18 protein-coding genes and 1 other RNA gene are annotated in these 19661 nt (G+C 44.7%); 10 read left to right on the top strand and 9 right to left on the bottom strand.

All coding sequences use genetic code 11. The features are described from left to right. Positions 1-355 precede the first annotated feature (355 nt). Positions 356-1510, bottom strand: coding sequence for a methionine adenosyltransferase (gene metK, locus L1D55_RS02630; protein WP_004738986.1), 1155 nt, complete (start codon positions 1508-1510; stop codon positions 356-358). A 356-nt stretch (positions 1511-1866) separates the two neighbouring features. On the opposite strand from metK, the gene tkt reads away from it, so the two are divergent. From tkt to mscS, 5 genes are all read left to right on the top strand, one after another. Beyond that, on the top strand, positions 1867-3861 hold the full coding sequence (gene tkt, locus L1D55_RS02625) for a transketolase (protein ID WP_239916416.1): 1995 nt from the start codon (positions 1867-1869) through the stop codon (positions 3859-3861). Positions 3862-4075: 214 nt separating this feature from the next. Beyond that, positions 4076-5125, top strand: a complete 1050-nt coding sequence (gene epd / locus L1D55_RS02620) for an erythrose-4-phosphate dehydrogenase (RefSeq protein WP_105025625.1) — start codon at positions 4076-4078, stop codon at positions 5123-5125. Positions 5126-5290: 165 nt separating this feature from the next. Next, a complete protein-coding gene (locus tag L1D55_RS02615) occupies positions 5291-6454 on the top strand; it encodes a phosphoglycerate kinase (RefSeq protein ID WP_063524064.1) in 1164 nt (387 codons plus the stop codon). 155 nt (positions 6455-6609) lie between these two features. Next, the gene (fbaA, locus tag L1D55_RS02610) at positions 6610-7686 is read left to right on the top strand and encodes a class II fructose-bisphosphate aldolase (RefSeq protein ID WP_032549831.1); all 1077 of its coding nucleotides are present in this window, start codon (positions 6610-6612) and stop codon (positions 7684-7686) included. A gap of 379 nt (positions 7687-8065) precedes the next feature. Then, on the top strand, positions 8066-8932 hold the full coding sequence (gene mscS, locus L1D55_RS02605) for a small-conductance mechanosensitive channel MscS (RefSeq protein WP_128159390.1): 867 nt from the start codon (positions 8066-8068) through the stop codon (positions 8930-8932). 83 nt (positions 8933-9015) lie between these two features. Here mscS and L1D55_RS02600 read toward each other — a convergent pair whose 3' ends face one another. After that, on the bottom strand, positions 9016-9645 hold the full coding sequence (locus L1D55_RS02600; RefSeq protein ID WP_008223979.1) for a LysE/ArgO family amino acid transporter: 630 nt from the start codon (positions 9643-9645) through the stop codon (positions 9016-9018). A 143-nt stretch (positions 9646-9788) separates the two neighbouring features. On the opposite strand from L1D55_RS02600, the gene L1D55_RS02595 reads away from it, so the two are divergent. After that, the gene (locus L1D55_RS02595; RefSeq protein WP_239916415.1) at positions 9789-10685 is read left to right on the top strand and encodes a LysR family transcriptional regulator ArgP; all 897 of its coding nucleotides are present in this window, start codon (positions 9789-9791) and stop codon (positions 10683-10685) included. A gap of 111 nt (positions 10686-10796) precedes the next feature. After that, positions 10797-11510, top strand: coding sequence for an oxidative stress defense protein (locus L1D55_RS02590; protein WP_239916414.1), 714 nt, complete (start codon positions 10797-10799; stop codon positions 11508-11510). 96 nt (positions 11511-11606) lie between these two features. Here the strand turns inward: L1D55_RS02590 and serA are convergent, their stop codons facing one another. From serA to zapA, 5 genes are all read right to left on the bottom strand, one after another. Beyond that, on the bottom strand, positions 11607-12836 hold the full coding sequence (gene serA / locus L1D55_RS02585; protein WP_239916413.1) for a phosphoglycerate dehydrogenase: 1230 nt from the start codon (positions 12834-12836) through the stop codon (positions 11607-11609). A 261-nt stretch (positions 12837-13097) separates the two neighbouring features. Beyond that, entirely contained in the window at positions 13098-13754 is a 657-nt protein-coding gene (gene rpiA / locus L1D55_RS02580; protein ID WP_004739007.1) for a ribose-5-phosphate isomerase RpiA, read from the bottom strand. Positions 13755-13875: 121 nt separating this feature from the next. Further along, on the bottom strand, positions 13876-14475 hold the full coding sequence (locus L1D55_RS02575) for a 5-formyltetrahydrofolate cyclo-ligase (protein WP_239916412.1): 600 nt from the start codon (positions 14473-14475) through the stop codon (positions 13876-13878). 6 nt (positions 14476-14481) lie between these two features. Beyond that, positions 14482-14665, bottom strand: a non-coding RNA gene (gene ssrS, locus L1D55_RS02570) — 6S RNA. 11 nt (positions 14666-14676) lie between these two features. Then, positions 14677-14985 (bottom strand): cell division protein ZapA, encoded by a 309-nt coding sequence (zapA, locus tag L1D55_RS02565; protein ID WP_004739010.1) that lies wholly within the window; start codon positions 14983-14985, stop codon positions 14677-14679. Positions 14986-15292: 307 nt separating this feature from the next. Here zapA and L1D55_RS02560 point away from each other — a divergent pair, with 307 nt between their 5' ends. From L1D55_RS02560 to L1D55_RS02550, 3 genes are read left to right on the top strand one after another with little or no spacing between them, the layout of a single operon-like run. After that, complete coding sequence (locus tag L1D55_RS02560) at positions 15293-15868, top strand: YecA family protein (RefSeq protein ID WP_004739012.1); 576 nt, start codon at positions 15293-15295, stop codon at positions 15866-15868. Positions 15869-15891: 23 nt separating this feature from the next. Further along, on the top strand, positions 15892-17070 hold the full coding sequence (ubiH, locus tag L1D55_RS02555; protein WP_239916411.1) for a 2-octaprenyl-6-methoxyphenyl hydroxylase: 1179 nt from the start codon (positions 15892-15894) through the stop codon (positions 17068-17070). Positions 17071-17082: 12 nt separating this feature from the next. Beyond that, complete coding sequence (locus tag L1D55_RS02550) at positions 17083-18306, top strand: FAD-dependent 2-octaprenylphenol hydroxylase (RefSeq protein ID WP_137408544.1); 1224 nt, start codon at positions 17083-17085, stop codon at positions 18304-18306. 121 nt (positions 18307-18427) lie between these two features. Here L1D55_RS02550 and L1D55_RS02545 read toward each other — a convergent pair whose 3' ends face one another. Beyond that, on the bottom strand, positions 18428-18634 hold the full coding sequence (locus tag L1D55_RS02545; protein ID WP_004739018.1) for a DUF1107 domain-containing protein: 207 nt from the start codon (positions 18632-18634) through the stop codon (positions 18428-18430). Positions 18635-19196: 562 nt separating this feature from the next. Further along, positions 19197-19658: a YbaK/EbsC family protein gene (locus L1D55_RS02540; protein ID WP_239916410.1), complete on the bottom strand. Its 462-nt coding sequence runs from the start codon at positions 19656-19658 to the stop codon at positions 19197-19199. Positions 19659-19661 lie beyond the last annotated feature (3 nt).

Raw genomic sequence — 19661 nt, 5'->3', positions numbered from 1 at the left:
TAAATAACGTCCTAGTTATAATTCCATAAGGCTCATCGGTGTGGCTTGTGTGAGAGTTATGGTGTTGAGCTAAATTGCTCATTGTCATCCCAGTTTTTGTTCTAGCGTGCATTTAACGAGCGTTATCAGACTGAATTAATTTAAGTTAAATGTGAGCTTGATCGCTTAGGAGTTACCTTAACTATTGTCAGTAGTGTTAGAAAACACAAATTATCAGCGGCTTTTTATACTTAGTGGTTAACGGTAAAGAAGGGCGTTAGAGAAAGAAGTAGCTAGTGAAGGTTCGGTAAGTACATAAAAATAAAGCCCTTACTAAGCAGTAAGGGCTTTAAAGAAACAAATCGCAGTGGCTAAATTATTTTAGGCCAGCGAAGTCAGCAAGGATTGCTGCTTTGTCAGTCGCTTCCCAAGGGAACTCTTCACGACCGAAGTGACCGTATGCTGCAGTCTGCTTGTAGATAGGCTGAAGAAGGTTCAGCATCTCTTGAAGACCGTATGGACGTAGGTCGAAGTTTTGACGAACTGCTTCAATGATGATTTCGTGCGCTACTTTCTCAGTACCGAACGTTTCAACCATGATTGATGTTGGATCAGCAACACCGATAGCGTAAGACAGTTGAATCTCACAACGGTCAGCCATACCAGCGGCAACGATGTTTTTCGCAACGTAGCGTGCTGCGTAAGCTGCAGAACGGTCAACCTTTGATGGATCTTTACCAGAGAATGCACCGCCACCGTGACGAGCTGCGCCGCCGTAGGTATCAACGATGATCTTACGACCAGTTAGACCACAGTCACCCATTGGGCCACCGATTACGAAACGGCCTGTTGGGTTGATGAAGAAGTTAGTGTCTTTGTTGATCCACTCTGAAGGAAGTACTGGCTTGATGATCTCTTCCATTACCGCTTCACGTAGGTCAGGTGTTGTTACTGAATCACAGTGTTGAGTAGAAAGAACAACAGCATCGATACCAACGATCTTACCTTGGTCGTACTGGAAAGTAACCTGAGATTTCGCATCTGGACGAAGGAAGTCTAGCTTGCCGCTCTTACGTACTTCAGCTTGCTTTTTAACAAGAAGGTGAGAGTAAGTGATTGGAGCTGGCATTAGGATTTCAGTTTCGTTAGTCGCGTAACCAAACATGATGCCTTGGTCGCCTGCGCCTTGCTCTTTCGGGTCTGCTTTATCAACACCTTGGTTGATGTCTGGAGACTGCTTACCAATTGTGTTTAGAACGGCACAAGAGTCAGCGTCAAAGCCCATATCAGAGTGAACGTAACCAATTTCACGAACGGTTTCACGAGTGATCTCTTCGATATCAACCCATGCAGAAGTTGTTACTTCACCGCCAACCATAACCATGCCGGTTTTTACGTAAGTCTCACAAGCAACACGTGCTTTTGGATCTTGTTCTAAGATGGCATCAAGAACAGCATCAGAGATTTGGTCTGCAATTTTATCTGGATGACCTTCTGAAACAGATTCAGAAGTGAATAGGTGCTTAGCCATGAGAGCTCCACTTTTAGTTTTTGGTGTAAATAGTTCATGGCGTCGCAAGCTAGGAAGCGCCGCCATTAAATACAGTATATTTTGTAGGTGTTTCTACATCTAGACGTCTATTCTAAATTCCAGCGGTCGAATTACAAGCTCTTTTTTATGATATGCCATAACTAAACGTTTGCGTGTTGGTTGAGATAAGCGGCTGACAAGTGATGTAAATGTTCGAAAATTGCGAAAAATGACCGTTAAAATGCCAGTAAAACGTTTGCAGTCGCAATATTCGTTTGAGAGAATACCCGCGCTAATTAAAATGAAAACATTAGCACTATCTCTTTTTTAAATCGCTTATGTATCCAGGAGCAGACATGCCTTCTCGTAAAGATCTAGCCAATGCAATCCGCGCACTTAGCATGGACGGTGTTCAACAAGCAAATTCAGGCCACCCAGGCGCACCTATGGGTATGGCTGACATCGCTGAAGTTCTTTGGCGTGGCCACTTGAACCACAACCCAGCAAACCCAGAGTGGGCTGACCGCGACCGTTTTATCCTGTCTAACGGCCATGGTTCAATGTTGATTTACTCTCTGCTTCACCTTGCAGGCTACGAGCTTTCAATTGAAGATCTGAAAAACTTCCGTCAACTGCACTCTAAGACTCCTGGTCACCCAGAGTACGGTTACGCTCCTGGTATCGAGACAACGACGGGTCCTCTAGGTCAAGGCATCACTAACGCTGTTGGTATGGCAATGGCAGAGAAAGCACTGGCTGCACAGTTCAACAAAGAAGGCCACGACATCGTAGACCACTACACTTATGCATTCATGGGTGATGGCTGTCTGATGGAAGGTATCTCTCACGAAGCATGTTCACTAGCTGGTACGCTAGGTCTTGGTAAGCTGGTTGCTTTCTGGGATGACAACGGTATCTCTATCGATGGCGAAGTGGAAGGTTGGTTCTCTGACGATACACCTAAGCGTTTTGAAGCATACGGCTGGCACGTAATTCCAGCAGTAGACGGTCACGATCCTGAAGCAATCAACGCAGCTATCGAAGCGGCTAAAGCTGACCCTCGTCCGTCACTTATCTGTACTAAAACTATCATCGGTTTTGGTTCTCCAAACAAAGCGGGTACACACGACTGCCACGGTGCTCCATTAGGCGCTGATGAAATTACAGCAACTAAAGCGGCGCTTGGTTGGGAACACGGTCCTTTCGAGATCCCTGCAGATATCGCTGCTGAGTGGAATGCGAAAGAAGCGGGCGCAGCAAAAGAAGCGGCATGGAACGCGAAGTTTGACGCATACGCAGCGGCTTACCCTGAGCTAGCAGCAGAATTCAAACGTCGTACTAACGGTGAGCTTCCAGCACAGTGGGAAGAGAAAGCAAACGCAATCATTGCTGACCTTCAAGCTAACCCTGCAAACATCGCTTCACGTAAAGCATCTCAAAATGCTCTAGAGGCGTTCGGTCAAATGCTTCCAGAATTCATGGGCGGCTCTGCTGACCTAGCACCTTCTAACCTAACAATGTGGTCTGGTTCTAAGTCTCTAGAAGCAAATGACTTCTCTGGTAACTACATCCACTACGGTGTACGTGAATTCGGTATGACGGCTATCATGAACGGTATCGCTCTGCACGGTGGTTTCGTGCCATACGGCGCTACTTTCCTAATGTTTATGGAATACGCTCGTAATGCAATGCGTATGGCTGCTCTGATGAAAGTTCAGAACATTCAAGTTTACACGCACGACTCTATCGGTCTTGGCGAAGATGGCCCAACTCACCAACCAGTTGAGCAAATGGCTTCTCTACGTCTAACTCCAAACATGAGCACATGGCGTCCATGTGACCAAGTTGAGTCTGCAGTAGCTTGGAAACTGGCTATCGAACGTAAAGACGGTCCAACGTCTCTAATCTTCTCTCGTCAAAACCTTGCACAGCAAGAGCGTAGCGAAGAGCAAGTAGCGAACATCGCGAAGGGTGGTTACATCCTAAAAGATTGTGAAGGCAAGCCAGAGCTAATCCTTATCGCTACAGGTTCTGAAGTTGAGCTAGCGGTTAACGCTGCGGCTGAACTGACAGCTGAAGGCAAGAAAGTACGTGTAGTATCTATGCCTGCAACTGACGCATTCGATAAGCAAGATGCTGAGTACCGTGAATCTGTACTTCCATCTGACGTAACAGCTCGTATCGCTGTAGAAGCTGGCATCGCTGACTTCTGGTACAAGTACGTTGGCTTCGGTGGCAAGATCATCGGTATGACAACATTCGGCGAATCTGCACCTGCTGGTGAGCTATTCAAGATGTTCGGTTTCACTACTGAAAACGTAGTAAACACAGCAAAAGAGCTTCTTGCTTAATCATTGATTGTTAGCCTCGAGCTAACAGTGAAATGCAAGAAAAACCGAGCGCTGAGCTCGGTTTTTTTGTATTTGGGATTCGTTTTCTTCTAGGCTTATCTCTACTAGCAACAGATTAACCTGTCTTAAATCAACGGGGTTATTCAACTAATGCCTTTTGGGTAGGATTCAGTTATTATCTGTTGCACGAAATTTTGGTTAGATGTACGGAACTATGCTAAAAGTCGCGATAAACGGATTTGGACGAATAGGGCGTAACGTATTACGCGCTGTTTACGAAAGTGGCAAAAGCCAACAAATCAAAGTAGTAGCTGTCAATGAGCTGGCTCAGCCTGACGCTATGGCTCACCTATTACAGTACGATACCAGTCACGGTCGCTTCGGTAAGAAGATCTCTAACGACCAAGAGCACATCTATGTCCATCATGGCCTCGGTGCGGAAGACAAAGGTGACTTCGATACGATTCGTATTTTGCACCTTGCTGATATCGAGTTGTTGCCTTGGCGCGACCTAGAAGTGGACATCGTTCTCGATTGTACCGGTGTTTACGGCTGTCGAGCTGATGGTCTAGCACATATTGCGGCTGGCGCTAAAAAGGTGCTGTTTTCTCACCCGGGTGCTAACGACTTAGACAACACCATTATCTACGGCGTGAATCACGATACTATCGAAGCTGACCACAGAATCGTTTCTAACGGTTCATGTACTACTAACTGTATCGTGCCTATCATTAAGGTTCTTGATGAAGCCTTTGGCATCGAGTCAGGCACCATCACGACCATTCACTCTTCAATGAATGATCAGCAAGTTATTGATGCTTACCACAGCGATCTTCGCCGTACTCGTGCAGCAAGCCAATCCATTATTCCTGTCGATACCAAATTGCATAAAGGTATTGAAAGAATCTTCCCGAAATTTTCTAACAAGTTCGAAGCAATATCTGTGCGTGTACCGACGGTAAACGTAACAGCGATGGATTTAAGTGTCACAATTAATACAAATGTGAAAGTTAATGACGTAAATCAAACCATTGTTAATGCATCCCAGTGTACATTACACAATATAGTTGACTATACTGAAGCGCCGCTTGTTTCCATCGACTTTAATCACGATCCCCATAGCGCAATTGTTGATGGTTCACAAACTCGAGTGAGCAATGGCCACTTAGTGAAAATGCTAGTGTGGTGTGATAACGAATGGGGCTTTGCGAACCGAATGCTAGATACGGTTCTTGCAATGCAAGCTTCTGAAGGCAAGAAGTAAGACCTAGGAGCAAATGTGCGGATTATTTATTTTTTAGCTTGAAATAAATAACGAGAGTCCACATATTACTAGTAGTTAAAGAACTACCAGTTGAATAATTTATAGGCTTAGCAGGGTTGCTGAGTTTCCAAACTTTATTTTTATTTAAATTTGAGAGGACAAATCATGTCTGTGATCAAGATGACTGACCTGGAACTTGCAGGTAAACGCGTATTTATCCGTGCTGACCTAAACGTACCAGTAAAAGACGGTAAAGTAACTTCAGATGCACGTATCCTAGCATCTCTACCAACTATCAAGCTTTGTCTAGAAGCTGGTGCAAAAGTAATGGTTACTTCTCACCTTGGTCGTCCTACTGAAGGCGAGTACAACGAAGAGTTCTCTCTAGCTCCTGTAGTTAACTACCTAAACGACGCACTAGACTGCGAAGTTAAACTAGCTAAAGACTACCTAAACGGCCTAGAGCTAAATGCTGGTGAACTAGTTGTTCTAGAAAACGTTCGCTTCAACAAAGGCGAAAAGAAGAACGAAGAAGAGCTATCTAAAGCATACGCATCTCTATGTGACATCTTCGTAATGGATGCATTCGGTACGGCTCACCGTGCACAAGCATCTACTCACGGTGTTGGTACTCACGCTCCTGTAGCATGTGCTGGCCCTCTTCTTGCTGCTGAACTAGAAGCACTAGGTAAAGCAATGGACAACCCAGAGCGTCCACTAGTTGCTATCGTTGGTGGTTCTAAAGTTTCTACTAAGCTAACTGTTCTTGAGTCTCTATCTAAAGTTGCTGACCAACTTGTTGTTGGTGGTGGTATCGCGAACACGTTCATCGCTGCTGAAGGCCACAACGTAGGTAAGTCTCTATACGAAGCAGACCTAGTTGAAACTGCTCAAAAACTAATGAAAGAGTGTGCTATTCCAGTAGCAACTGACGTTGCATGTGCGAAAGCATTCGACGAGAACGCAGAAGCTGAAATCAAGCACGTTTCTGAAGTTGCAGACGACGACATGATCTTCGACCTAGGTCCAGATTCAACTGCTGCTCTAGCTGAAATCATCGGCAACGCAAAAACTATCCTTTGGAACGGCCCTGTGGGCGTATTCGAATTCAAGAACTTCGAAGCGGGTACTGCTGGTATTTCTAAAGCAATCGCTGAGTCTGCAGGTTTCTCTGTAGCAGGTGGTGGTGACACGCTAGCAGCTATCGACAAGTTCGGTATCAAAGCTGACGTTTCTTACATCTCTACTGGCGGCGGCGCTTTCCTTGAGTTCGTTGAAGGTAAAGTACTTCCTGCAGTAGCAATGCTTGAAGAGCGTGCTAAAGCATAATTGATTTAGAAAGGCGAGATGCGAATCTCGCCTTTTAACGTTTGCTGCATATCACACTTTTTTGCTAGAATGGCATAAGTTGTGAGCAAACGATTGCAAGTTTTTAAACTTAAGTTTTTTAATCTTAAAACGATAGAATAAATAGGACTATTTCCATGTCTAAGATCTTCGATTTTGTAAAACCTGGTGTGATTTCTGGCGATGACGTACAGAAAGTATTTGAAGTAGCAAAAGAAAACAAATTTGCTCTTCCTGCTGTAAACGTTGTTGGTACTGACTCTGTAAACGCAGTACTAGAAGCAGCTGCTAAAGTTAAATCTCCAGTAGTTGTTCAGTTCTCTAACGGTGGCGCTGCATTCTTCGCAGGTAAAGGCGTTAAACTTGAAGGTCAAGGTGCACAAATCCTTGGTGCTGTAGCTGGTGCTAAATACGTACACGCTGTAGCTGAAGCTTACGGTGTTCCAGTTATTCTACACACTGACCACGCTGCTAAGAAACTACTTCCATGGATCGACGGTCTACTAGACGCTGGTGAAGAGTTCTTCGCTCAAACTGGTAAGCCTCTATTCTCTTCTCACATGCTAGACCTTTCTGAAGAGTCTCTAGAAGAGAACATCGAAACATGTGCTAAGTACCTAGAGCGCATGGCTAAAATGAACATGACAATCGAGATCGAACTTGGTTGTACTGGTGGTGAAGAAGACGGCGTTGATAACTCTGATATGGATGCATCTGAGCTTTACACTTCTCCAGAAGACGTTGCTTACGCATACGAGAAACTAAGCGCTGTTAGCCCACGTTTCACTATCGCTGCATCTTTCGGTAACGTACACGGTGTATACAAGCCAGGTAACGTTGTTCTAACTCCAACTATCCTACGTGACTCTCAAGCATACTGTGCAGAGAAGTTTGGTATTGCACCTAACGCTCTAAACTTCGTATTCCACGGTGGTTCTGGTTCTACTGAAGCAGAAATCCAAGAGTCTATCGGCTACGGTGTTATCAAAATGAACATCGATACTGATACTCAGTGGGCTACATGGGATGGTATCCGTGCATACGAAGCGGAAAACCGTGACTACCTACAAGGTCAAATCGGTAACCCAACTGGTGAAGATGCACCAAACAAGAAGTACTACGATCCACGCGTATGGCTACGTGCTGGTCAAGCTTCTATGGTTACTCGTCTTGAGAAAGCATTCGCTGACCTTAACGCTGTAGACGTACTATAATTCTTTGAATTAAGTACTCTCTAAGTTTTAAAAACCCGCTCATTGAGCGGGTTTTTTTATGTCTGATAAAAAGTTGTATTATTTATGTGAAAAACCTAGCGTGTGGTGAATAAATTTCGTAGTCTTTTAGTTATCGGTATTTGTGTTTATGCGTAAGCTTCGTTTATTCAAAGGCTTACATAAATATGACTTTGCAATCTGTCAAAGATAGGATATCGTGCCGAAAAACAGGGGTAGACACTCTGTTTCGTAAAAAGGACTTAGCAAGTTTTTACGTTAACGTTATGATTTAATTACATAAACTAAAGGTGGCGGTTAAATGGTAAGGCTTGGTTTAAGGCAGTTTAGCTCATAGCATATTACATAGAGGATGCACATTATGGCTGAGAGTTCTACAGCGATTGAGACCCCGCTTGTGGATGGTCTTTCAAACGCAGAACAGTGGTTAACGGATAACTCAGATTTGTTTATTCAGTACGGGGTAAACATTATATCTGCGCTGGTTATTCTGTTTATTGGTAACCTAATCGTAAAAGCTGTAGCGAACAGTGTGGCTAAGGTTCTTCAGAAGAAAAAGATGGACCGAGCGGTTGTTGAGTTCATCCATGGTTTAGTTCGTTACTTGTTGTTTGTTATCGTTCTGATTGCAGCTCTTGGTCGCCTTGGTGTTCAAACTGCGTCTGTCGTTGCGGTAATTGGTGCCGCTGGTTTAGCCGTTGGTCTTGCACTACAAGGCTCACTATCGAACTTTGCAGCAGGCGTACTTATCGTTGCATTCCGCCCATTTAAATCTGGTGATTACGTAGAAATTGGCGGTGTTGCAGGTTCAGTTGATTCGATTCAAATCTTCCAAACGGTTCTAACAACGCCTGATAACAAAATGGTTGTCGTACCAAACGGCAGCGTTATCGGCAGCCCAATCACTAACTACTCTCGTCATGCGACACGTCGTATCGACCTAATGATCGGTGTTTCTTACGGTGCAGATCTACAAAAGACCAAAGAACTTTTGACTAAGATCTGTGAATCTGACGAGCGTGTATTGAAAGAACCTGGTGTTCAAGTTGGTGTTCACACGCTAGCTGACTCTTCAGTTAACTTCGTGGTTCGCCCATGGGTTAGCACTGCTGAGTACTGGAATGTTTACTTCGACCTAATGCAAGCAATCAAAGAAGGCTTGGATAAAGAAGGTATCGAAATCCCATTCCCACAAATGGATGTTCACATGAACAAAGTTGAGGGCTAATAAAGCTTCGACAAGTTGAATAAAAAGGCGGATAACTTAGGTTATCCGCCTTTTTTCTTGGAGCTTATATTTTCAAACGACTTCTACCAATACTGCTCAATAAGTCCATTGGCGAGTACCGCTGCGATAGCAAACATCATGGTCGCAACAGCGATATCAATCCCTTTCTTAACACTTGGTTTAGATAGCGTTGGACCAAGTTTTGCAGCACCCAGTGAGAGCGAGTAAAACCAAACAAATGATGCCAAGATGGTCCCGATAGCAAACGCGATTCTATCATTGCCTTCAAATTGCCCACCGATGGAACCAAGAATCACAACAGTATCCAAATAGAGGTGTGGGTTTAATACTGTAACTGCCAATGCTCCTAGGATGACAGTACGTTTACCACGAGCCAATATTTCACCTTTTGATTCCTTGTCTGATGGTGCTTTAAAAGCACTCCGCAGTGACAACAAACCATAGACAGTCAGGAAAGCGATACCACCTAGTGTCACTGAAGTGAGCAGGACTTCATTTTGCGACAAGATAGCGCCACCACCAAAAATGCCTAGCGAGATAAATAGGGTGTCGAGCAAGCTACAAATTGTTGCTGTGGTTAAATGGTGATTGCGTTTTATCCCTTGATTTAGGACGTACGCATTCTGAGCGCCAATAGGGATAATCATGCTTGCCCCTAGACCAAAACCTTGTAATAAAACCCAAAAACTCATTTTAACCTCCACTTATTTAACGATATTTACGTGCTATATGGCGAAGATACTCCGACCCTTAAAATAAGTATAATTAATGATTTTAATCTATTATTAGAGTTGCTAATGTGGGGGGTGAGTTAGCTTAAAAAGGAAGCAAATTGATGCGTGGATTGGATTATAAGTGGATAGAAGCGCTGGATGCTGTGGTGAAACAACGTAGCTTCGAAAGGGCTGCAGAGCAGTTATATATCTCCCAATCAGCAGTATCGCAGCGCATTAAACAGCTAGAAAAGTGGCTCGCTCAACCAGCCTTGGTAAGGGAAAATCCACCTAGGCCAACCCCGGCTGGTAAAAAGTTACTAGGCTTATATCGCCGAGTCCGTTTGCTGGAGCATGAACTGGTTCCCGAGCTGATGAATGAAGATGGTAATCAACCTCTATCAATATCTATTGCTACCAACGCGGATAGCTTAGCAACTTGGTTACTGCCAGCTTTGTCGGATGTGATGAAGTCGCGCCAAGTGGAATTGAACCTCGCTATCCATGGTGAATCGAGAACCATAGAGAAGATAAAAAGTGGTGAAGTTGCAGGTGCAATTAGTTTGGAGTCTCAAGCGATTCCAGGTTGCAGTGCCGACTACCTTGGTCGTATGGATTATGTGTGTGTGGCGAGTCCAGACTTTCATAAACGTTACTTCTCGGAAGGGGTCAACTACACCACATTGAGAAAAGCTCCAGCAGTGTCTTATGATCAATATGATGACCTTCATAAGAAGTTTCTGCATGATCACTTTAACGTGCCTAGAGATAGTGTCATCAACCATACAGTTGGCAGCTCTGAAGCATTTGTGCGTTTGGCATTGTCGGGTGTTGCCTACTGTTTGATTCCAAGGTTACAGATCATCGAGGAGCTAGAATCAGGTTCGTTGATTGATATTACGCCCGGTTTTTTATTGTCCTATCGGATTTACTGGCACCATTGGCAGCTTGAAAGTGGGGTACTTAAAGAGATCTCACAAGCGATTTTGAGTTTTGCTCACGAACATTTACCACAGTAAGCTGGTGGTTTTTTCAGCGTCAAAGTTCTGTTAGAAGTGCGGCGTCTAGATTGGATAAACGGCAAATTACTCTATGATGAAAAGACATTTGTTTAGCATAGGTCTCCCCCCATGAAGTTTGTACCAAAGATGTTAGCAACCTCTCTTACTCTTACAGCTGCTCTGAGTGCTGTAAGTTTCACAGCACTGGCTAATTCGCCATCTTTTCCACACATTTCGACGACCGGTTACGGTGAAGTGGTGGCGACGCCAGATATGGCGACATTTTCAGTCAGAGTTGTAGAGTCAACGATGACCGCAGAGCAAGCAAAGATCACCGTTGATAAAGTGGTGACGAGCTTCCTTAATAAGCTGCATAAAGCTGGGGTTGATGAGGCGAGTGTTCATAGCTCTAACCTGTACCTAGCGCCTCAATATCACTACCCGAAAGACGGTAGGCCGGAGTTAGTCGGTTACCGAGCTTCGCGTAATGTGACGGTTGAAGTTAAGGATTTGTCGAATCTTAATGAGTATATGGACATTGCCATTGCTCAAGGGATTAATCAGATCGATAACATCCAATTGCAAGTGCGTGACCAAGCGAAATATCAAGAGCAAGCGCGTTTAGAAGCAATCAAAGACGCAAGAGCAAAAGCTAAATCATTAGCGACTGGTTTTGAGCGTGAGCTTGGAGGCGTGTGGCGTGTTGATTACAACGCACAGTCTTCTCAGCCGGTACTAATGCGTTCTATGGCGATGGATGCGAGAACGGAGTCGAACTCTTATGAAGATTCAACGATCACCATTCGTGATCGTGTGAATGTGATCTATCAGCTTGAAGAGTAATTAGATCATCATGATCTAATTGCCTACCATAGGCCGAATACTAAAAAGGCTCTCGCAATGAGAGCCTTTTTGTTTTTCTAATATCGAATTCGATGATTAGTGAAGTAGACGAGCACGGATAGTGCCTTCGATCTCTTTTAGTTTTAGCAGTGCTTCTTCAGAGCGGTCTGCCTCAACATCGATCACTACGTAACCCATATCAGCGGCAGTCTGTAGGTACTGACCTGCGATGTTGATGCCTTCTTCTGCGAAGATGGTGTTGATTTGAGTCAGAATGCCTGGACGGTTCTGGTGAATGTGCAATAGGCGAGATGTGCCCGTATGCAATGGTAGCGATACCTCTGGGAAGTTAACACTTGATAGCGTTGAACCGTTATCAGAGTATTTCGCCAGTTTCCCTGCCACTTCTACACCGATGTTCTCTTGAGCTTCTTGAGTAGAACCACCAACGTGTGGAGTTAGAATCACGTTATCGAACTGCATCAATGGTGACTCAAATGGGTCAGCATTGGTTTTTGGTTCGGTTGGGAATACGTCAATCGCCGCACCACCTAAGTGACCAGAATCTAGAGCGCCACACAGAGCTGGGATATCTACCACAGTACCACGCGCAGCGTTGATAAAGATTGCGCCCGGCTTCATACGATCGAACTCTTCTTTACCCATCATGTTCTTGGTTTCGTTTGTCTCTGGAATATGTAGTGAGATCACGTCACACTTGTTCAACAGTTCAGTCATGGTGTGAATTTGCGTTGCGTTACCCAGTGAAAGCTTGTTTTCAATATCGTAGAAGTAAACGCGCATACCTAGGTTTTCCGCAATGATACCCAGCTGAGTACCAATGTGACCGTAACCGATAATACCTAAACGCTTACCACGAGCTTCGTAAGAGTTGTCTGCACTCTTTTCCCAAATGCCACGGTGCGCAAGAGCATTCTTTTCTGGGATGCCACGTAGCAGCAATAGAACCTGACCAAGAACTAGCTCAGCAACGCTTCGAGTGTTTGAGAATGGTGCGTTGAAGACAGGTACGCCACGTCTTGCAGCTGCTTCAAGGTTTACTTGGTTAGTACCGATACAGAAACAACCGATAGCAACCAATTTTTCAGCAGCATCAATCACTTCTTGGGAAAGGTTTGTGCGAGAACGAATACCGATGAAGTGAGCATCTTTAACTGCTTCAAGTAGTTCATCTTCAGGTAGTGAGCCTTTGTGGTACTCAATATTTGTGTAACCAGCGGCTTGAAGTACTTCTACTGAAGAAGGATGTAGACCTTCTAGAAGTAGAATTTTTATTTTTTCTTTTTCCAGTGAAACTTTGGCCATTGTTCTCGTCCTTAAAATGGAAAGGTTGGGCAAATGCGGCGCACGTGCTACAAAATGGCTGAAAGGGGAACAAATTCACCACTTTGTTAGGAGACAAACGTTTTCCCTGTGCGTCTTCTGAACAATAAAGTAACAAAAAAAAATTGTTTTGGGTAAGAAAATTACGGAATAAGACATAATTTTACAGGTGCAAAGCAAAAAAAACGGCGCCCTTGGGCACCGTATGTAATGAAGTAACAGAAAAACTCAATCTTCTATTATTTATTCTTCGATTTTTGCACCTTCAGGTGTACCTGTGATAACCACATCTGCACCACGGTGTGCGAATAGGCCAACTGTTACCACACCAGCGATACCATTGATGATATCTTCTAGTTGTTTCGGGTTCTCAATCGCCATGCCGTAAACATCTAGGATCACGTTGCCGTTATCCGTTGTACAACCTTCACGGTAAACCGGGTCACCACCAAGCTTAACTAGCTCACGCGCAACGTATGAACGCGCCATTGGGATAACTTCTACCGGTAGAGGGAATTTACCTAGTACATCAACAGCTTTTGTACCATCAACAATACATACAAATTTATCAGAGATAGCCGCTACGATTTTTTCACGAGTTAGAGCTGCACCACCGCCCTTGATCATGTCGCGAGTTGGGTTGATCTCGTCTGCGCCATCAACATAGATGTCTAACTTAGCAACATCATTACACTCATACACTTTGATCTCTAGCTCTTCTAGGCGTTGCGTTGAAGCAACAGAGCTTGAAACTGCACCTTTGATTTTGTCTTTCATTGTGCCTAGTGCGTCGATGAAGTGATTTACTGTAGAGCCAGTACCAACACCTACAATGCTGCCTTCTTCAACATATTTAAGTGCTGCCCAACCAGCTGCTTTTTTCATTTCATCTTGAGTCATGCCATTCTCCTGAATAAGATCTTGCGCTTTGAATTAGTCTTTCGCGTATTAAGTTAACGTTTGAGTATCGAGGTTAACGTTTGAGTATCGAGGTTAACGTTTGCGGCGCGATTATAGCGCTTTAACGGTTGTTTTCCCATTGCCAAGTTTTACTTGGAGTCACGATTTTAGGTAACGGAACATCCCACTCTTCAATTGGTAGGGTATCGACATGTTGGCAATCGTGAGCCAAACCAATTGGTGTTGCCCCTTGTCCTGTCTCGAACCATTTCGCCAGAGTACGATCGTAATAGCCACCACCCATGCCTAACCTATGGCCATGAGAGTCAAAACCAACCAGCGGTGTAAGAATCAGGTCGAGTTGATGGCAAGGTTTCACCAACGTTTGATTAAGCTCTGGTTCAACGATGCCGTATTTATTTAATACCGTAGGGGTTGTCGGAGAGTAGTGCAAAAACAGTAGGTGCCCGTCAGAGAAGGGGTGCAATACAGGTAAATAGGTCTGCTTACCTTGCGCCCACAACCACTCGATTAAAGGTTGGGTATCAAGCTCACCATCGATAGAGATATAAAGTGCGATATGTTGGGCAGACTGAATATCATCAAGTTGAGCGCACTGCTTAACTAGGTCTATGCTGGATTGAGTTTGTTGTTCGCTAGATAGGGAATTGCGTTTGATGCGGATCTGTTTGCGAAATTCGCTGCGTGTGAGCGTCTTCATAAGAAGGGATACCCCAAAGTGCCGTTGAGAATAGATGGCCCTTGAACCAGCGAGTTCAAGGCGGATCAGCAATGATTACCGTAGGCTTCTCGGTCGGGCCGAGCATGCTCAATAGCACTCAAGTACTAACCCTTAGGGATTGCTTATCGGCTCGGGGACGTGAATCCTCTGACAAACACTCCAGGGTAAATTTTGTGTACGCTATTGCTGTCCGTGCTTAACCTTACTGAGAACATCTGAAAGCGATGTTGTGAGCTGTTCCATTCGCTCGGTCAGTGCGTTTTGTTCGTCATTTGCTTCAAACTTCTTGGTTTGTAATTCATAGCAAATGTTCAGAGCTGCGATAGTCAGCAGCTTCACTTCATTAGTTACCTTAGTACGTTCAGCCATCTCTTTCAATCGATTATCAAGATCGGCCGCCGCTGCAATCAATGACTCCTCTTGCCCTGCTGGACAATTTACTCGAGTCAGTTTTCCTAATATTTCAACGTCTACCGCTTGATTACTCATGATGGATGAACTCTTTAACGCGCTATTTTAAGGCTGTTGCTCTTCGTTATTTTCTTGAAACAAAAAGTGCAAGTACCGATGAGGAAGCAATCTCCTCTGAGGGAGAAACTATAGGTAAACCGCTATTAAGATTCAAGCTTTTCAGAGTGACTGTTTGTAAATGAGAGCTTGAGCACACAGTAATTCAGCAAATTGAACAATTGGTAGTCAGTCATCCTTCAATTGCTAGGGATCGATGCTTACCAGAATTGGGGTGAAGTGGTACGATTATACTATCGATATAAAGAATAACTGAGCGAGCTATCTGATGAGCGAAACTACTTTACCTGACTACCTAACGGTTGCGACTGAACTTCAATCGGCAAGTCTAGCCGTAACCCCTGCTGAGATGCATGGCTTATTAACGGGTATGTTAAGCGGAGGCTTAAGCCTAGCAGATAAGAGCTGGCAACCACTGATCTTTGATTACACCAACGAAGGTATGGGTTGGCCGGATCGCGCATTAACGTTAGCGGAAGCTACATTGAAAGTAACCACTAGTGAGATTACGGGTTCAGGCATGGAATTGTCTATGCTACTGCCTGACGAAGACGCAAGTGCGAGCCTGTTTGATTTAGCTGACGGTGTGTCTGATTGGATCAACCACTTCATCTCTGGTTTAGGACTCGTTGGCGCTCAGTTAAATAAGGCGTCGGAAGGCACTAAAGAAGCGCTGGCTGATCTTGAAGAGATGGCAAAGCTAGGCATTGATGAAGATGATGATCTAGAAGAGCAAGCGCAACTTCTAGAGCACGTCATTGAGCACGTAAAAGCGTGTGCATTAACCATTCATGCTGAGTTTGGTGCACGCCCGTCTGAAGATGTAGCTCCAACCATTCACTAATCGTTTGCCAGTTTGAGGTTATGATGGCTCAGTATGATGTTGTAATTGCTGGTGGCGCGATGGCAGGGGCGACTTTAGCGCTTGCCTTGAATCACCTAAGCCAAGGTTCGCTATCGATTGCGGTAGTGGAACCTTATCAGGTTGATCATCAAGCTCACCCTGGGTTTGATTCTCGTTCTATTGCTTTGTCTTATGGCACAGTGCAGATCCTTGGTTCATTGCAGTTGTGGCAATCGATCGCTCCAGTAGCAACTCCGATTAAAGATATTCATGTCTCGGATCGCGGGCATGCAGGAATGACTGATATCTACAGCGAAGATCTTGCGGTTGATGCGCTTGGTTATGTGGTCGAGTTGGCGGATGTCGGTCGAATCTATCAGCAAAAACTGGAGTCTGAATCGAGCATCACGATGCTGTGCCCTGACTCAGTAGCGAAAATTGAGCGTAGTGATTTACTGACGACCATTGACCTTAATAGCGGGCAAACCATTACTACTAAGTTGTTGGTTGCTGCTGACGGAGCGATCTCTACCTGCTGCCAACAACTGAATATTTCGTTGAGCGAGCATGACTTTGAGCAAGTAGCTGTCATTGCTAACATTGTGGCGAGCGAGCCTCATCAAGGTCGCGCCTTTGAGCGTTTTACCCATCATGGGCCAGTTGCGTTATTACCAATGACGGACAACCGTCTATCGCTAGTGTGGTGCTTACCGCCAGAACAAGCTGACAAAGTCATGGCTTTAAATGACAGCCAGTTCCTTGAACAGCTGCAGAATGATTTTGGTTGGCGACTAGGTCGTTTAGAGAAGGTGGGTAAGCGTGCGAGCTATCCTCTAATCCTTCGTCATCGTCAGCAAAATATCTCTCATCGATTTGCGATTGTCGGCAATGCCGCTCAAACTCTTCACCCGATCGCGGGTCAAGGCTTTAACCTCGGCATTCGTGATGTGGCTTCTTTAGCCGAAGAGTTGTGTACTCAGTTGGATGATGTTGGTCGATACACTGGTCTTGTTAACTTTAGAAAACGTAGAGAACAGGACAGAGGGGCGACGATTACACTGACATCGAGCCTAGTACATCTGTTCTCAAATGACTTTTTAACCGCTCGTATCGGGCGAAACCTTGGGTTAGCTGTTATGGATAACCTTCCACCACTTAAAGGTCCACTTTTGCGTCATACGCTTGGCCTAGTAGAAAGATAAGGTAGATAAATAATGATGCAAAGTGTTGATATCGCAATTGTTGGTGGAGGCATGGTTGGCTTAGCCCTTGCAGCGGCTTTGAAAGACAGTGATCTGAGAGTGGCAGTAATTGAAGGCAAGGCACCAAGCGAAGGGCTTAATGAACTGCCTGACGTACGTGTTTCTGCATTGAGCCGTTCTAGTGAAGTGATTTTGCGTAATCTAGGTGCGTGGCAGGGAATTGAGCAAAGACGTGCTGCACCTTATCAAGCGATGGAAGTGTGGGAACAAGATAGCTTCGCTCGCATTGAATTTGATTCAACGCGTTTAGCGCAGCCTAATTTAGGTCATATTGTTGAGAACCGTGTGATTCAATTGGCGTTGCTTGAGCAGGTTAAAAAGCAAGAAAACGTCAGTCTATACATGCCAGCAACGTGCAAAACAATGGCAATTGGTGAAAGCGAAGCATGGCTGACTTTAGACAATGGTCAAGCACTGACGGCTAAGCTTGTCGTAGGCGCAGATGGTGCCAATTCTTGGGTTCGCAAGCAGCAAGATATCCCTCTAACACATTGGGACTACGGACACAGTGCAATTGTTGCGAACGTTAAAACTGCAGAAACGCACCATAGTGTGGCTCGTCAAATATTTACACCACAGGGCCCATTGGCATTTTTACCAATGCAGCCGAGTAACATGAGCTCTATCGTTTGGTCGACTGAGCCGAATCGTGCCGAGAAGCTCGTATCTATGTCGGATGCGGAGTTTAATAAACAGCTAACAGCTGAATTCGACTCTAAACTAGGCTTGTGTGAAGTGGTTGGCGAGCGTTTTGCTTTCCCGCTGCGCATGCGATACGCGAGAGACTTCGCCGTAGAGCGTGTGGCTTTGGTGGGGGATGCCGCGCATACCATTCACCCGCTTGCAGGGCAGGGCGTTAACCTTGGGTTGTTAGATGCTGCCAGCCTAGCACAAGAGCTGTTAAAGCTCTGGGCTGCGGGCGAGGACATTGGTACCAAACGTAACTTACGTGGTTATGAGCGTTGGAGAAAAGCAGAAGCCGCGAAGATGATTGCATCAATGCAAGGCTTTAAAGACCTATTTGAAGGCGATAATCCGGCGAAGAAGCTGATTCGTGGTATCGGTATGAAGCTCGCAGGTCAACTTCCTGGTGCGAAAGATGAAATCATGAAGCGAGCTTTAGGTCTTGCGGGCAACCTTCCTGACTTAGCGAAGCCCCCTGTGATTCATCGATAGTGACTTTGTTTCTAATGTTTCGTACCAATTTTTCGCACCAAAGTTTCGTTCGAATCATTGGTATGAAAAAAGGGTTGGCGTTAGCCAACCCTTTTTGTTTTGAATTCTCTAGATAATTTGATTATGCGTAAGCACAGCGCAGCTTCATAATTTCACTATTTATTTCTTTCACTGTTTCAAAGTGGCGTTTCTCTGCTCGGTCTGGCAGCACTAGCTTGCCGTTATCGAACTCAAATTTCCCTACGCCGTAAATGTAGATTCGCCCTTTGAAAAGTCGACTTACATGTTTAGCAATCATACTCGGTGTATAGCGCTTAAACAGTCTCATTTTTAATTATCCTTATATTTACCTAGCCTGCACATTATAGAAAAACTCCGAGATAATAATTGTGATAAGCATGGAGTAATATGCAGTAGCGTTGACGTTAATTAGATATTTGTGCTGTTCTAAGCACTTTCTACAGTAAATATCTATTTTTACGTGAGCTCCTCCCCAAAATAATACTGAGTAGTGAACTGCCGTGAACTTTCCTGTTCGGTATTAAGCAGCTTAAATGTGACAAGTATAAGAATAGGCGGGATTTTTTTGTTTGTGTAATCAAATTGTAAAATTAAGACAAAAAAAAGCCCGTCTAAAACGGGCGAATAGTCACAGATGCATTACACAAAAGTGGATACTGATGTTACTCAGTGGATTCACTTGTACTGATTTGCCTAGGGGCTAGTCAGTAAATTCACAATAACGCAGATTTTTACCTGTGACTACTTATGCTTTAATTTTGATTAAATATTTAACTTTAATCTAGTTATCTTATGACGAACTTCACACTAAATATGTATCCGGTGAAAACTAGGGAAAGAGTTTGCGATCAATCACTGTATTGATCCGATCATCGACTGATCTCAGCGATGATCGGCGCACATAGCGTCATGAGATCATTGGGATCCAGAGCGATACCTGCCATTCGATCCCCAGAGCTGATGGTCACCGTTGAATTGTTCTGGATCGAAGGATCAAAGATGATCGGCATGTGCCTCTTTAATGCAAGCGGGCCAACACAACCGGCCTTAAAGCCAGTAATAGACTCTACATCGCTTAACGAGACACAGGTCATGCGGCGGCAATTTAGAATTGAGCGCACTTTCTTCGGATCGACTGAGCGATCACCCGACGTGCAGGCTAGCGCGTACTGATTACCCATGTCTTTGAGTAGAATACATTTCACCATTTGAGATGGGTCGATGCCTCGTTCTTGCGCGGTTTCCTCGATGCTGGTGGTTGGCTTACTTTGTAACAGCAGGCGATAGTTCACCTGCTGTTGATCTAGCCATTGTGTAATCACTGTTTCCACGTA

Source organism: Vibrio sp. Isolate22, assembly GCF_022398115.1.
GTDB lineage: Bacteria > Pseudomonadota > Gammaproteobacteria > Enterobacterales > Vibrionaceae > Vibrio.
The sequence above is the reverse complement of the archived record's forward strand: the minus strand, read 5'-3'. Positions and strand labels throughout refer to the sequence as shown.

What these genes read in the sequence shown, in the direction of transcription:
- L1D55_RS02615 (WP_063524064.1), top strand. Translation starts at nt 5,291, where the DNA reads ATGTCTGTGATCAAGATGACTGACCTGGAACTTGCAGGTAAACGCGTA.
- serA (WP_239916413.1), bottom strand. Translation starts at nt 12,836, where the DNA reads ATGGCCAAAGTTTCACTGGAAAAAGAAAAAATAAAAATTCTACTTCTA.
- mscS (WP_128159390.1), top strand. Translation starts at nt 8,066, where the DNA reads ATGGCTGAGAGTTCTACAGCGATTGAGACCCCGCTTGTGGATGGTCTT.
- L1D55_RS02595 (WP_239916415.1), top strand. Translation starts at nt 9,789, where the DNA reads ATGCGTGGATTGGATTATAAGTGGATAGAAGCGCTGGATGCTGTGGTG.
- tkt (WP_239916416.1), top strand. Translation starts at nt 1,867, where the DNA reads ATGCCTTCTCGTAAAGATCTAGCCAATGCAATCCGCGCACTTAGCATG.
- L1D55_RS02545 (WP_004739018.1), bottom strand. Translation starts at nt 18,634, where the DNA reads ATGAGACTGTTTAAGCGCTATACACCGAGTATGATTGCTAAACATGTA.
- rpiA (WP_004739007.1), bottom strand. Translation starts at nt 13,754, where the DNA reads ATGACTCAAGATGAAATGAAAAAAGCAGCTGGTTGGGCAGCACTTAAA.
- ubiH (WP_239916411.1), top strand. Translation starts at nt 15,892, where the DNA reads ATGGCTCAGTATGATGTTGTAATTGCTGGTGGCGCGATGGCAGGGGCG.
- epd (WP_105025625.1), top strand. Translation starts at nt 4,076, where the DNA reads ATGCTAAAAGTCGCGATAAACGGATTTGGACGAATAGGGCGTAACGTA.
- L1D55_RS02550 (WP_137408544.1), top strand. Translation starts at nt 17,083, where the DNA reads ATGATGCAAAGTGTTGATATCGCAATTGTTGGTGGAGGCATGGTTGGC.
- L1D55_RS02590 (WP_239916414.1), top strand. Translation starts at nt 10,797, where the DNA reads ATGAAGTTTGTACCAAAGATGTTAGCAACCTCTCTTACTCTTACAGCT.
- zapA (WP_004739010.1), bottom strand. Translation starts at nt 14,985, where the DNA reads ATGAGTAATCAAGCGGTAGACGTTGAAATATTAGGAAAACTGACTCGA.
- fbaA (WP_032549831.1), top strand. Translation starts at nt 6,610, where the DNA reads ATGTCTAAGATCTTCGATTTTGTAAAACCTGGTGTGATTTCTGGCGAT.
- L1D55_RS02600 (WP_008223979.1), bottom strand. Translation starts at nt 9,645, where the DNA reads ATGAGTTTTTGGGTTTTATTACAAGGTTTTGGTCTAGGGGCAAGCATG.
- L1D55_RS02575 (WP_239916412.1), bottom strand. Translation starts at nt 14,475, where the DNA reads ATGAAGACGCTCACACGCAGCGAATTTCGCAAACAGATCCGCATCAAA.
- metK (WP_004738986.1), bottom strand. Translation starts at nt 1,510, where the DNA reads ATGGCTAAGCACCTATTCACTTCTGAATCTGTTTCAGAAGGTCATCCA.
- L1D55_RS02560 (WP_004739012.1), top strand. Translation starts at nt 15,293, where the DNA reads ATGAGCGAAACTACTTTACCTGACTACCTAACGGTTGCGACTGAACTT.